At 55.0% G+C, this 13901-nt stretch carries 4 protein-coding genes; all 4 read right to left on the reverse strand.

Annotation, left to right across the window (positions count from 1 at the left end):
• Positions 1-14: 14 nt before the first annotated feature.
• The 4 genes from EBB_RS11285 to EBB_RS11300 all read right to left on the reverse strand — a co-directional run bounded on the left by EBB_RS11285 (position 15) and on the right by EBB_RS11300 (position 13891).
• Positions 15-677, reverse strand: coding sequence for an energy transducer TonB (locus EBB_RS11285; protein ID WP_225587405.1), 663 nt, complete (start codon positions 675-677; stop codon positions 15-17).
• A gap of 11 nt (positions 678-688) precedes the next feature.
• On the reverse strand, positions 689-1093 hold the full coding sequence (locus tag EBB_RS11290) for an ExbD/TolR family protein (protein ID WP_020482301.1): 405 nt from the start codon (positions 1091-1093) through the stop codon (positions 689-691).
• A gap of 86 nt (positions 1094-1179) precedes the next feature.
• The gene (locus EBB_RS11295; protein WP_192393960.1) at positions 1180-2967 is read right to left on the reverse strand and encodes a DUF2341 domain-containing protein; all 1788 of its coding nucleotides are present in this window, start codon (positions 2965-2967) and stop codon (positions 1180-1182) included.
• A 277-nt stretch (positions 2968-3244) separates the two neighbouring features.
• The gene (locus EBB_RS11300) at positions 3245-13891 is read right to left on the reverse strand and encodes a filamentous hemagglutinin family protein (protein ID WP_225587406.1); all 10647 of its coding nucleotides are present in this window, start codon (positions 13889-13891) and stop codon (positions 3245-3247) included.
• Between the last annotated feature and the right edge of the window lie 10 nt (positions 13892-13901).

Below are 13901 nucleotides of genomic sequence, written 5' to 3' on the forward strand. Positions count from 1 at the left end.
TTACCTGTGGATACTTAAATACGTGATGAAATTTTTAACTTGATAGGTTGCTGCATACCCGGTGGCGGCGCTTCGGCCACCCGGTCGAACTTGTTCAGCAAGCGACCCAGCAATTCGTCGATGTCAGCATCGTTACTGCCCTTGGCCAGTTCGATGCGCTCTACCGAACCGTCGGCTTTCAGCCAGACCTTGACGATGGCGGTATAGCCCTTGCGGCGCAATTCTTCGTGGCTGCTGAGAATGTTCAGAATGCCGTTCTTGACCAAACCGCCATACCAGGCAAACGGGTTACCGGTCCCACCGCCGAACAGCCCGGTCCCACCCTTGCGGGCCGCCAGACCAAAACCGTCCGATCCGGCCGTGCCCTCGGCATCCAGGCCAAGATCGCGCGGCGGCGCCTGTTCTGGCTCGGGTTCCGGCTCAGGCTCGGGTTCCGGATCGGGTTCCTTGATTTTTTCCTTGATCTCCGGCTCGGGCGGCTTTTCTACTTTCGGCGGTGGCGGCGGAGGGGGCGGCGGTTTAAATAAGGTCACCGGCTGAATTTTTTTCTCGCTTTTCGTCGGCTTTTTGTCGACGAACTCCATAATGATTTTAACGACGTAAAAAATCGCGATAGCGGCGATTACGGCAGCGATGACCATCGGAATATAAACCCGCCAATGTTTCTTGTTTGACATGTCGCAAGGCTTTATTTGGTCAGATTTTGGGTAACCAGACCGACCTGGGTGATTTCCAGTTTGCCAAGCAAAGCCAAAATATCGACGACGCTTTGGTATTGGACCGTGGCGTCCCCCTTAACCACCACCGGCAATTCCGGATTGGCGGCCTTGTATTGCATCAGCGTCGACTCCAGTTGTTCCATTGTCACCGGAAAGGTATCCAAAAACAGGGTGCCGTCCGCCGTCACGGTAATGGCTTTGGTTTGCGGCTTAGCCAGACTGGGCGTATTACTAGCCTTGGGCAGATTGACCTGCACGCCTTGCACGGCCGCCGTGGTCATCAAAATAAACACCACCAGCAACACATAAGCCAAATCCAGCATCGGCGTGACGTTGATTTCGTCGTACGCTGCGTTTTCTTCTTGAACTTTCATTGAATCTTCTCGGGTTTTCGTAGGGTACGCAGCGCGTACCGGCAGACTTTGGCAAGGTACGCATTGCGTACCCTACGCATGTTTGATTAGCTGTGTTGCTCGGCCAGTTTGGCGACGAATTCGTCAACGAACACGTGCATGTCGGCGGTCACGGCCTTGATCATGCTGCCCAAATAGTTGTACGCAAACAGCGCCGGAATCGCCACGCCCAAGCCGGCAACGGTCGCCGCCAAAGCCGCAGCGATACCCGGTGCGATGGCATTAACGTTGACCTCGCCGCTGGCGGCAATCGCCGCAAAGGTGATCATCACCCCGACCACGGTGCCGAGCAGCCCCAGGAACGGCCCACCGGAAATCGCGATAGTCAATAACACCATTTGCGAATTAAGTTTTTGCAGTTCCCGGACCAACACGCCATCCATCGAGGCCTTTACCGCATTCAAAGCCTGGGCGGACAAGCCCTGGTCGGCCGCTTCAGCGCCCACGCTTTTGGCCAGACGTTTGTTCATTTCTTGCACGCCGACGTGGTAGATACGGTAAATGGAAGAACCCGCAAAAGCCGCATGATTGCCGGTCAAGGACAGCAGTAAAGGCGATTCGTCGTAATCCGCTTGGTCTTCTTCGTCCTGGTGATCCAGATTGGTAATATTTTTGGCGCCAAGTTGGCTGAAAGCCTCTTCGAATTTTTTGTTTTCACTAAGCGTGCGATTCAACACAATCGCCTTGCTGACGATCACCAGCGTACTGATGACAAACATCACCCCCAGAATCCCGATGATGACCCAGCCGTCCACGGTGACGTTATCCAGCGTCGACATCAAATAAGACTCACCACCCTCTTCGCTGTCTGGCGTGCTGTCTTCGCCGTAGTTCAACAATGCCGACGACTGGCCCTGCATCAGCGCGGCGAATTGCAGGTAATTTTGATCGCGAGCGACCTTGGCGATGCCGAATTCGTCGATCGCGCCGACCAAGCCGCGCGAACCATCCACCGCCGCGCCGATACTCATATCACCCAACAGCGACGGCACGCTGGCCGGTAAGATACCAACCGGTTTACCATCCACATACAAGGTAAAACCGTCCTTATTACCGGCGACCGACAAATACTGCCAAGTAGCCAAATTCAGATCGGCGGAACTGACCAACTGCTTGCGATTAACCTCCAAAACCGGGGTTTGACCTCTAACAGATAAAATCAGCCCATCGCGCGCAAATATCACCCCGTCAGTTTGCGCCTGATCGATTTTTACCCATGTCGAAACGGTCCAGCCGAATTCGACAGCCATTTGAATCGCAGGCGTTGCCGTGATGCGTATCGATTGACTGCCGTTAAAACCACCCGCTTCGCCAATGGCCCCGCCTTCCAAAACCGTTTGAGTAGCGGTGGCCGGTTGATTGGCGTAGGCCGTAGCGTCTTTCACCGGACCAGCCTCGAAGTGATAAGCAACCGCCTGTGCCACATCGAATATCCCCGCAGATTCCTGAGCATCCACAGCCTTGGGATTGCCGTAATACATCCAGAACATCGGCTCATCAGCACTTGCAATGTCTTTAGGCAACTTCACCCAAATCAGCGCCATCTCGTTGACCGTATCGATCTTTTCGATATAGAACTTCAGCGGGGTTTTATCGTCGCCGGCCATGAAGCGCAGATCTTTGCCGTTTTCACCCAAATCGGCGAAGAAGCTGAAATTGCCGGTATGCAGACGCACCAGCACCAAGCCTTCCGCTACCGGCGTCACGCCGCCCTGCTGCAATTGCTGGGCATCTATGGTTATTTTTTTTCTATAACCCCAGTCGTCGTTCCACCAGGCTTGTGCCAGGCCTGGCATCATCAACAGGGTGATCACTAAAAAACCGATTCGTCTCATGCTTACTCTCAGATCAAAATTTATACGGCAATTATCACAAGGGTTTTTTACATGATTATGACGAGGCGAAAGCTATCGAAAAATTCGCAAAAAAAATGCTTGGCCGCTTTATCTCTAAGCAGCCAAGCAGATTCAAAACCGCGACATTGATAGACGTGTGCTTAGTTCTACTTTGTCAGATTTAAGCAAATGCCGTCATGCCCGCCTGGAATCGGGCATCCAATAACATGGACGGCAAGCTTCGATACATCCATGAGGTCTGGATTCGCTACGCGGTCTAACGGCTCCGGCAATCCCGACGAGATGACGAGCATCCTTGAGAATCTGACAAAGTAGAATTAGGACTATCTTCACCAAAACCCAAAATATCCACGCTCAAGATACCCAGCACATTGGCCGCTGCCTTGGCCAGCTTTTCGGCTGCTTCATTGCCAACGTTGCCGGTGCTATCCAGTGACTTACCGACTGCCGCCGCCACGTTGCTGACGCCGGTCAAACCGGCGGCGATGCTGCCGGTCGCAGCCACCGGTACGCCCACGGCAGAGCCACCAACATCAATATTATCCGCGCCCACAATGGCGGTTGCCGCCAGCGTGATGTTATTGCCTCTAATACCGGCCTCGCCAGCATCAATGATGCCGCGCGGCGCGAACAACAACACGTCGCCTGCTCCCACCGTTCGGATACCGCCGCCCTGCAACACCGGCGATACTTCCAGTACCGGCATCCCCGCCGCGTCGTAACTGACTTTAAGCGGCGGAGCCGCCAACGCGGTTTGCGCGCTCCGGCCGGCATCGACATCACCCTCGGTAGAACCGCCAGTAATATCGCCGTTACCCAATGTCACCACGCGCTGGATGTTCACATCGATGTCGTTGCGGGCCAGCAGATTGGCCTGGCCCTGTTTTTTTACGATCACGCCCAACTCATCGTCTTCCTTTGCCAAACCAATATCGGCGGTCGCCAAGCCGACGGTAATGCCGCCGTTGGGGGTAAACAGATTGGCGTCGCCGCCGTCCTTAGTTTGTATCGAACTTAAAAACAGCGATATGTTGCCTAGCTTGGGTCTGACCAACTCACGGGCGTCGTCTTTCTCCCGGTCGCTGGCGCTGGCAAAGGTTTTGCCCTGCCGCGCCAACTCTGTCTCGATCTTTTGCTGTAATGCGGCATTCAAACTATTCAAGATATTACTGGCGCTGGTATCGGCGTTGACCAATATCCCGTTGGCGGCATCAACGGTGTAATCACTGTTACCCGCCAATAAAGTGGTGCCAGGGAACAGCGATTCGATGGTAGCCAGCAATTTTAGCTCGGCTAGATCCTGCGCCTGTTTGGTGGTGGCTTTGGCCAGCGTGCTTGCATTGGCTTTGACTTCCTGCAAAAACACGGATTGCACGACGCTTAACAGCTTGCTGTCCAGCCGCGCCTTATCCACCGTGGATAGACCGCTAAATGCCAGTTTGGCCGCATCGGCGCTTAACGACGAGTCGCCGGTGATGCTGCGCATTTCCTGTACGAACAGATTCAGGAAGCGCTGATGTTCCAGAGCGTATTTACCGGAATTGGCCATAAACCCTTCGGCAAAACCATTGCTGTTCAGCGCACCGCCGGCCAATCCGGCAATCACGGTGATATTCGCGCCGTCATCGGCCAAAGCGGCGTTGGATTGATCACCCGAAGAAGTAATACCGATGGACGATCCCAGATTCACATCCCGGCCCGCCAGCGCGGTTAATTGTCCGGGACCGGCTACGTCTATGCCTTGATCCGCTTCGATAATATTACCGGTATCGGGGTGAATATTAATCGTGTAACGAATATCCCGGCCGGCATTAAAGATACTGACCGCGTCTGCGTTGTTATGTTGAATGTTGAACGTGGCGCGGACAATATCCTTACCGGCGCTGACCTCGGCCGGCTTGGCTAATACGAATACGATGTCGTCGTCGATACGGCCGATGTTGCCGGTGCCAGTGCTGATCAACACCGGATTCGGATCATTAACGTGCAGCGGTGTGCTGGCATGAATCGCGGTAGGCGATTGCGGCTGCTGAATATCCAGAACCTTCAGCACATTGTCCAAGTCGGTTAAGGAAGTGCCGACGAAGGGCAATGCCGCGCTCGGTAATGCCGCGGGTTCCGCATCGCTCAGAATAATCCGTGGATTGCCCTTACCGGTTAAATTTTCAGCCGCGAATAATTCCAAGCCACCCTGCGCCGAAGGATACAAGGTAAAACTCTTGTCTACCGCAATATTGCCATTCAGTGCGTAAGCGTGCAGGCCGGCAGGATAAACCAAAAATCCCTCGGAAATTTGGGTATTGGTGGCCTTCTTCAAACTGGCGATGTCGTTTTCCAGGTTGATGTCGCCGGATAGCGTGGTCAATGTCACATTACTATCAGGACTGTAGCGGAAAAACCGATTCGATGAGCCATTGATCAAATCGACCGAATCCGGCAAGGTCACGAACATCGGATCGACAATCGCTTCCAGCGCGATGGCCTTGCCGGCACGGATATTAAACTGCGCATCGCCCAAGGCCAATATCGGATTCAAACCCTTGTTGGTACCGGCTTTCAGAGAGCCTTGCGCATAAATGTCCGCCGCACCGCCGTCCACGTAGAACACGCCGCCGGCTATGTCGCCACCTGCCTGCAATTGCAAATTTCCGCCGCCATTCACTTCCACCACATTGGTTTTGAACGTGATGATAGTAGCGTCCGCCACCGGCGCATCCCTCTCGCCGACCTGTTTACCGGTGGTGGGTATCATCACCGACAAGTCTTCGACATTTCCCCCCGCACTGATGCGGACATTACCGCCGCCGAAGGCTGTAACGCTTTGCTGATGCTGACGAGAAAAGCCGCTGGAATCGCTGACACCCAAGGCAACGCCCCAAGCTGTAGGGCGTTCCGAGTTAAATTCCGTGCTGTGCTGATTACTATTAGACCAATCGCCGGTGCGCACCAACGCATCGCTGAGCAATTGCGTGCTCGGTTTGGCGTCTATATCGCGCCCCACCTGAATGCTGATATCGCCGCCGTCCAAGGGATATTCTGCGTAGAACAGCGCGGCCAAATCCGGTCCACCGCTACCCCAGCGTTTGGCATCATCCACATCCGCCCGGCCCGCCGTGTAGATCGCCGAGTTTTGATTACCGTACACCAGGTCACGCGCCGCGCGAATATCAATATCGCCGGTACCGGTCCTAACGCTGACATCGTTGGCTAAACTGACGTCACCACTGCCTGCATTGCTCAACAAACTGGCGGAGGCCATTACTGTCATCGCGTTCGCCGAGTTCAGATCAGCGCCGCCGATCAGTTGGTAACTCCACGAAGCTCCGGTTTGCAAATAATCGCTGACGTTGATTGGTCCAAAATTGGCGGAATTCAAAACGCCGGTGGAAAAACCGTCACTCAAATTCGCATTAATCAACAAATTGCCTCGGGCTCTAAGCGTTAACACCCCCACTAAATCGTTATTCGCGCCATAGCGCCAGGCTTCTCCGCTGTCGAGTTTCCCCAAATCCCAGGTTTCGGCGATGGTCAAATTGCCGCTGCTGCGAACTTCCACACCGGGGATGATGGTAAAACCAGCACCAAAGCGGCTGTTAGCCATATTGGCCGCCGCCAAATCGGCCATATAAGCCAGATTATCGTTATGCATCGCCAGTTGTTCGGCGGCGGCGATACGGCTGTTGTTATAAATGTGCGCGCCTTCAACGGTGACGTCGCTATCGCCAACGATAGTGCCTGCGGCAATGGTCTTGACGTTAATATCCGCCAAACCGTCGCTGTCGGTATCCTCGCGGTCGGCACGTAAATACACGTCGCCCGCCGCGCCGGCTCCAGCCGCTGCGACGTTGATGCGCGCGCCGGGCTGGATGTCAATGCCGGCGCCATCAGCGGATGCATCGATAGACGACAAACTCACCTTGCCGCCGTTGCCGTTCGCCGCTTGCGCGTTCGCCAGAATCAGCGCCGAGCTATTCAGCGTCAGCAGATCTTCCGCCGCCAATGTCACCGAACCGCCATTCGCCCCCGCAGCATCCAAGGTGCCGGCAATGCTGATACTGCCGGTGTCGGCGCTCAGGTTGATCGCATTAGTATTCACGGTTTGCCCGGCATCAACGACGATATCGCCGCTGCGGGTTCTCAGTTCGACAGCGCCGCTAAAACCGGCGGCGGTAAACACCGTATTCAAAGCACTAAAGCCGCCCGCGCTCAAACTGCCGGTATCGATGGCGATTCGGCCACCGTTTTCCTTACCGATGCCATGAGCATCGATAAAACCGTTGAATTGCACCTGGCCGGTGCCGGCTTGCGCGGATAATAATCCGGCCAGCATCTCGGCGTTACTGGCGTTTAACAGCAGCTTGCTGCCCGCTTCGGCGCTGACATTGCCATGCTGAGAACTCAGACTGATTTTGCCGCCGGACAGATTCAGCGGCTTGCTTAAGCCCGCATAAGCAACTGCGCCGGATACGTCAATCAATGCATTCCCGCCCAAGCTCAGATTGCCCTGCAAAGCGTTCATGAACACGTTACCGGTTTGATACAACAATGCGGTATTCAAACCGATGCTATCGGCTTCCAACAGCAATTGCGCGGCGATACCCTGGGTGCCGGCGGTGAGCGTCTGGCTACCACCCGTGAGTAACAAATTATGCCCACTGGCGTTAATGATGGTTTTGGCGCCGTTCTCAGCACTGACGTATGGCGTGCTGACACTTAAGTCGGCCAATGCGGTCAAGGTGCTGTCGCCCTTGCCCATCATGCGCTCACCGGCATTCACATTAACTGCGCTAAAACCGGACAGCTGGAATTTACCTTGGTCCAGCAGCAGCTCTTGCACATTGACGTTCAACACCCCGCTGCCGTCGCCCGGCAATACACTACCCTTCAATTTGCTGTTGGCAATACTCAGGGTTTTTGCATTCAAAGACAGGGTTTTCCCGGCATTAGCTTTACCGGCCAGACCCAAGGCATCAATGCGTAGATTACCAAATTGAAATGGCTGACCCAGCGCATCGGTTTGCAACAACTCTCCGTACAAATTGACCATACCCCGGCTGCTTAATGCCAGATCGCCAACCGCCAAGTGCGCCAGCTGATTGTTATCCAGCGACAAGCCGTTCGTTACGCCGGCGGTCTCACCCAGATTGATGGTTTCCGCACCCAAATATAAAGAACCGCCGACCAAGTTCAGTTCGCCGGCCATTTTGGTTAGCCGAGTCGAATCCAGCGCCACAGAACCCGCGCCGGCCGAAATGACCGCACCGGCATTTATAGTCAAATCGCCTTTCAAGCCGTTGGTGCCGGTACGGTTGATCGTTGCCTGTTTACCTGCCGACGCGCGCAGTAACGCACCGTCGCCGCTCAGCTCCAGCACAGTTTCGCTGTCGGTATCGGCGACCACGCCGCTGGCTTCGATTTTGGCCCCCCGTTCAAGCGTGACCTTTTCGCTGGCAGCCAGCAAGGCCTCCGGCGCTTTCAAGGTCGTGTTTTGGGCTAGCGTCACTGATTTGGCAATGACATCCAGTTTGGTGTGGCCGGTCGTCGCGTCAAAGCTTCTCACCGCACCCAGCAACAAGCTATCCACTCTAAACTTATCCAGATCGCTCACCAACAACTCGACATCGTCGGTGGCGGCAGTAACGCCCAAAGCCAATTTATCCGCCACGATGTCTACCAAACCGCCCCGCCCGCCCTCAACCACATCGGCAACCACGGTAGGTAACTCCAGACGGGTTTTGGCGTTCAAGACCAGTTGTCCGGCGTCTTGCGGCAACCGCGGAATCGCCAGTTCTTTGTTTACCGCCCTATCCGCGAAAAACTGGTTGGCCGAGCTGATGTTGTATTCGCTGCGGGTTTTGGCAATGCTGCCGGCTTCGACGACAAACTCCGACCAATATTGGTCGCGGATGTCGGTTCCGGTAACGCTCCGGTAGCCACTGACGATAGACGCACCATCCACCCGGGTTCTGCTGGCTCCGGGAATTGCATTGGCGCTGCCGGCGACCGGTGACACCAAGTAGGCATTCGGCAATAGCGCGTAACGAGCCGGCAACAGTGCATAGTAACCGGCAGCAAGGCCGCTACCAGCCCCGATATAAATACTGTCGCCAGTTTTCAGGCCGGATTCGGGAAACGATTTGGGGTCGAACGGCGAATAACCGGACATACCCGGCACTACCGCAAAGCGTTGATCCGTATCAAGAACATCTACCGAGCCACCGTCACCGGGAATAAATTCGAAGCCCAATAAATCGCCGCCGCCGGATAAATCCACCAAAGCACCGTCTTCCCGAAGGATTTGCGCGGCTTTAACGGTTATTTTTTTCTCGGGGCTTTCAAACACCCGCTTTTTATCCGTTTCAGCCGGTTTCAGATCAGGGTTGACCACGTTCAGGTTGTTGCCGGTGCCGGCCAAAGGCAACAGCCATTCCATGCCGCCCTGCGTCACGCCCAAAGGAATGATTTGCCCTTTGGCCGAAACCGAAGTCACGCTCTCGGCGCCGAAGGTCACCGATTTTGTCGCATCCAAAACAATCTCGCCCAAGGGTGCGGCCAGTACGCCGTTTTGGACGATATTCGGTGCCTGCACAGTCAAACTGCCCAAGGCGGACAACACCGGTGCAGCCTTACCGCTTTTGTTGAAAGTCAGCGTGCCGTTCGGATCGCCGGCGACCGCCAGGGTAAATTCGGTCAAGGAGGTAGGGTAAACCTGCGCCGCAGTGAGATTAAGCTTGGAAAAGGTTTTAAATTCGCCGACAAAATCCAGTTCCTTACTGTCGATCCGTATGCCTTTCAGGCGAATATCGCCGTCTGCGGCGAGATCGACCGTATTAAAACCGGTCGTTACCGAGCCGCCGACCAAATCGATCAAATCGGCCTTGACCGCTAGCCGGCCAGCGCCGTTGGTGGCTTTTAATACCGGCGCTCGATAGGTGTCCGAACCCAAGGTCACAGAGGTGGCGCTGATTTGCACCTTACCTGTATCGGCAGCGGTGTTCCGCTCCCAACCGAAATTGACCGCGTCCAGCGCGATAGCGTTATTCAGTTTTAGATCGACATCGCCTGTAAAGCGTATTTCGCCTTTTTCGCCGGACACGGCCAGATCCAGCGAGCTAAAACCACCTTCGCTAAGCTGCTCAGCGGCCAGATAACCAAAACCGGTCAACCGGTCGCCGGGCGAATCTTTCCTGGGTAAAGAATCACCAGGTTTAGAAAAAACGGCGGAAAACGGTACATTCCGTTCCTGAGAGATTTTCAAAATACGCGGTGCGCGCGAAAAGATCGAGTTTTCGATGTCCGAGTCGCGGCGATTATCGACGTTCAGAAACACCGACAGTTTACCGCCCGAGGTGCCGGGCGCATCGCCCCCCAAGGCCTGCATATCGCCGTCCAGAAACGCACCCTCGGCAGCGGTAATATTGATGCTGCCGGCGTGCGAACCCACTAAAGTAGCCGCAAAACCCGCGCCTATCGAGGCAGAATTATTAACCGGCAAATCCAGCGTGGCCTGGCTACCGGAAACATTAATCAAGGAGCCGGCCTGGGAAGCAAAAAAGCCGCGCTGTGCATCAACGATTACCTTGCCGCCGTCGAAGACCCTGCCGATACGCCGGCCCATGCCGTCCACGGTAATTTGGCTACCACCCGATACGTCGATGCCGGCAGTTCTTCCTAGCCAAATACCTTGATCCTGGCGGTATTGCGGGTCTACGTCGCTTTGATCGGGAATGAGTTTCAGGGTCACGGTACCACCCGGCGCGACGATTCGACCGTCCATAACCAGGGACGAATCAGATTCCAGCTTAACGCTGCTTAAATCGTCGGCGTTAATCGTCGCGGTAGCCGCCACCAGCAAATTGCTGTTGGCATTAATCCCGGCAGCATGATCGGCTCGTAGCGTCAGTTTGCTGGGTGAACGCAATTCCGGCAACAAAGTCGTCAAATCAGAGAACGTTTCGATACCGTCGGCATTAGCCTGTTGCAGATAGGTGTTGTTCAATACTCTGTTCTGTTGGCGCAACTGAATAATGGCGCCGTCTTCCACCGTCAATCCGTTCAGGTTTGCGCCTATATCGAACTCGGCAAAACCGCCTTCGCCGAAAAACGCAGTGGCAATTTGCAAAGGCTGTACGCCGCCATCGCCTCTGCTTGGCGTCTCTTCTCGGCGAATGGCTACCGCGTTGGCTTTGACGGTAAAACCACCGCCTTGCTGCATGGCATAAGCGTGCATGACGCCTTCCAGCAACACGTTGGCTCCGGCGTTGTCTATGGCAGGTTCGGCGACCAGCACAATGCCGCCTTCCTGCTCTTCATTGCCAACCTTCTTGCTTGTTTGTGCAATACCGGCCTCCAGCCTGCGGTCTTCGTGCAACCAAGCCCCGGCGCTGATGTCGATCAAGCTGCCGGCGCGCAAATTCACGCCGCCGCCATTACCCATGGCCTTGGCAATAAAGCTACCGCCGTCTATCGCCACCGTCTTGCCATCCAAATTTGCCGGCTGGGCGAAATCGTTCACCCATTCCCCGCGCAAATCTATCGTGGCGCCGGAAGCCAGATTAATCTCACCTTGCAGCCCCGGCACGTTGGTTTCGGCGGTTTCCAGTTTTACCGTGGCACCGGCACCGACGATATTGCCGCGCACATCAACCGCGCCGCCTTGCAAAGTCAGATTACCGCCGGCCACCAAGCGCAAGGTCGCATTATCGGCAATACTGATTTTGGCGTTGGTTTTAAACACCGCAGTATGCACGCCGCCGTCAATCAGCTTGTTGGCATCCACGGCCAAGGCCATAGCCAAGCCGTCATTGCCGACCGGCAGAGCCTCGTCGATATCCACATTGATGCTGTTTTGCACACCGGCGGAGAAAATCAATGCCTGCGCATTACTCAGGGTAAACGCGGTATCGACCGTCAGACGGCTGCCCTTGGCCTGCTCGGCCAGCGTCCGTTGCCGCCTGCCGTTGGTGGTTTTGCCTAATAGTTCACCGTCTAAAATGGCGCTGTTGGCTCTAATCATCAGGCTACCGGCGTCCTGGCCTTCCACATAACCCGGCTCGAATCGCGCCAGCGTAAACGGACCGTCGATTTTCCAAACTTTGGTGATACCCCATTTTTGGTATTTTTTGACCACCTCACCGTAAATAGCCTCGTATGGCACCAAAGGATCGGCTTCGCTAATATCCACCAAGCGGCCATTGGCTAGCAGTTTACTGGTGGTAATAAAGCCATCCAGATACGTAATCTCGCCACCGGAAAAGTCCAAAACCGCACCTTTTTCCAGGATGACATCGCCTTCGGAGTTCAGCTCTATCTCGCCGCCTTTCGCCATCCGTTCGGCAACCGTGCGGCCGATACCCGCCACGGTGGGCGCAATATCGGTTAACGGCGTGCCTTCGCGGATGTCCACCAGGACGGTCTTACCTTTTAATATGCCGGTTTTTTGCAGCGGTGCATCTTTCAATTCGAAGTTACGCAACTCGACTTCCAGGACATTGCTTTCCATAGTACGAACGACTTTGTCGGTGCCGGATACGTCGATTTTCGCGCCGGAATCAATCAGGATGCGGCTATCGTTTTTGGGGCTGTTGTCGGCAACCGGATTTAACGGTGACTTGGTCGCGGTAATGGCTACCTTGCCTGAGGGCGCGTTGATTTCCGAACCGGCTTGCAAATGCACTTTATCGGCCATAATCTCGACGCGAGACTGCGGCTGCGCCTGGCCGGATACGGCGGTTTTTTCCACCAATACCTTGACGGTTTCGCCCGATTCCAGGGTTTGCGTTTCCTCAATGTATTCCACCTCCGGCAGAATCTCGGTGGTGCTGCCTTCACCCAAAATCACCTGCGCGGAACGCCCCAAACCATCGCCTTTATCTGTCGTGCGGGTGGTGGCTTTTGCGGCTATTACTGTCTCGCCGCCTTCGGTTTTGGTCGTATATCCTTCCCTAGCCAACAGGCGGATAGTGCCGTTGACGTTGGTGGAAGTCGTTGCCGACACCTTGCCGCTTTGTTTGACGGCAAAACCCATCAGAGTGACATTGCCGCGATTGGCGGCGATGTTACCCAAGTTTTCCACCTTGCCGCCGGTTTCGACTTCCACCAGCAAGCCGCGCACATCGTTGTTGGTTCTATCATCGGCGGTGGGGGCTTCCTGCAAGTACACCTTGTCGGTTGCTGCCGCCATGATCACCTGACCGCCAGGGGACTCCACATCGCCTTTGTTCATGATGCTCGGGGCAATCACCAGAATGCGGCCGCCTTCGCTGGACTTAATCCGCGCCCCGCTTTCCACTTTGATTTCGATGGGAACTTTTTGGCCCTCGGCATCCAGCTTAAAACTGCCGTCGGTATTTTTTTGATAATAATCGCCGGAACCTACAAAAGCGGCGCGACCATCCTTGGAGACAGTGCCGATGGTTTCTTTATCAAAGGTTTTTTCGAAACTGACATCCATCGTCGAAGCCACCAACCCGCGGGCATTGACCACGGAATCCTTGCCGAACACGAAACCGTTTTTATTGACCAGATATATCTGACCATTGGCGGTCACCGAACCCAAAATTTGGCTGGGATTTTTGCTGGGATCAACGATTTTATTTAGCGCGATGGCACTGGCGCTAGGCTGTTTGAACTCGACGGAACTGTCGGCACTGACGTTGAATTTATCCCAATTCAGAATAACCCGGTCGGTCTCCTGATTAATGGTCATATTATTGCCGATGACGGAACGACTGGCGCCGCCCATACTGGCCCAAACCGCGCTGGGCACCGGTAATTCGGCGCAGACCGGCGAGACGAAAGCGATCAGCATACTGCCCGCGACTGCCGACTTTACGCAAGCCGCAATAGGATTTAATCTGAAAAATACCGCGTCGCCATGCTGGTGCTGTTGTCTATTAGTCATAATTCGCCTG

It is taken from the genome of Methylomonas fluvii, from assembly GCF_014850975.1.
Lineage (GTDB): Bacteria > Pseudomonadota > Gammaproteobacteria > Methylococcales > Methylomonadaceae > Methylomonas > Methylomonas fluvii.

Bases quoted from the DNA above. Each gene is read 5' to 3' on its own strand.
- EBB_RS11285 (WP_225587405.1), bottom strand. From the start codon at position 677: ATGTCAAACAAGAAACATTGGCGGGTTTATATTCCGATGGTCATCGCT.
- EBB_RS11300 (WP_225587406.1), bottom strand. From the start codon at position 13,891: ATGACTAATAGACAACAGCACCAGCATGGCGACGCGGTATTTTTCAGA.
- EBB_RS11290 (WP_020482301.1), bottom strand. From the start codon at position 1,093: ATGAAAGTTCAAGAAGAAAACGCAGCGTACGACGAAATCAACGTCACG.
- EBB_RS11295 (WP_192393960.1), bottom strand. From the start codon at position 2,967: ATGAGACGAATCGGTTTTTTAGTGATCACCCTGTTGATGATGCCAGGC.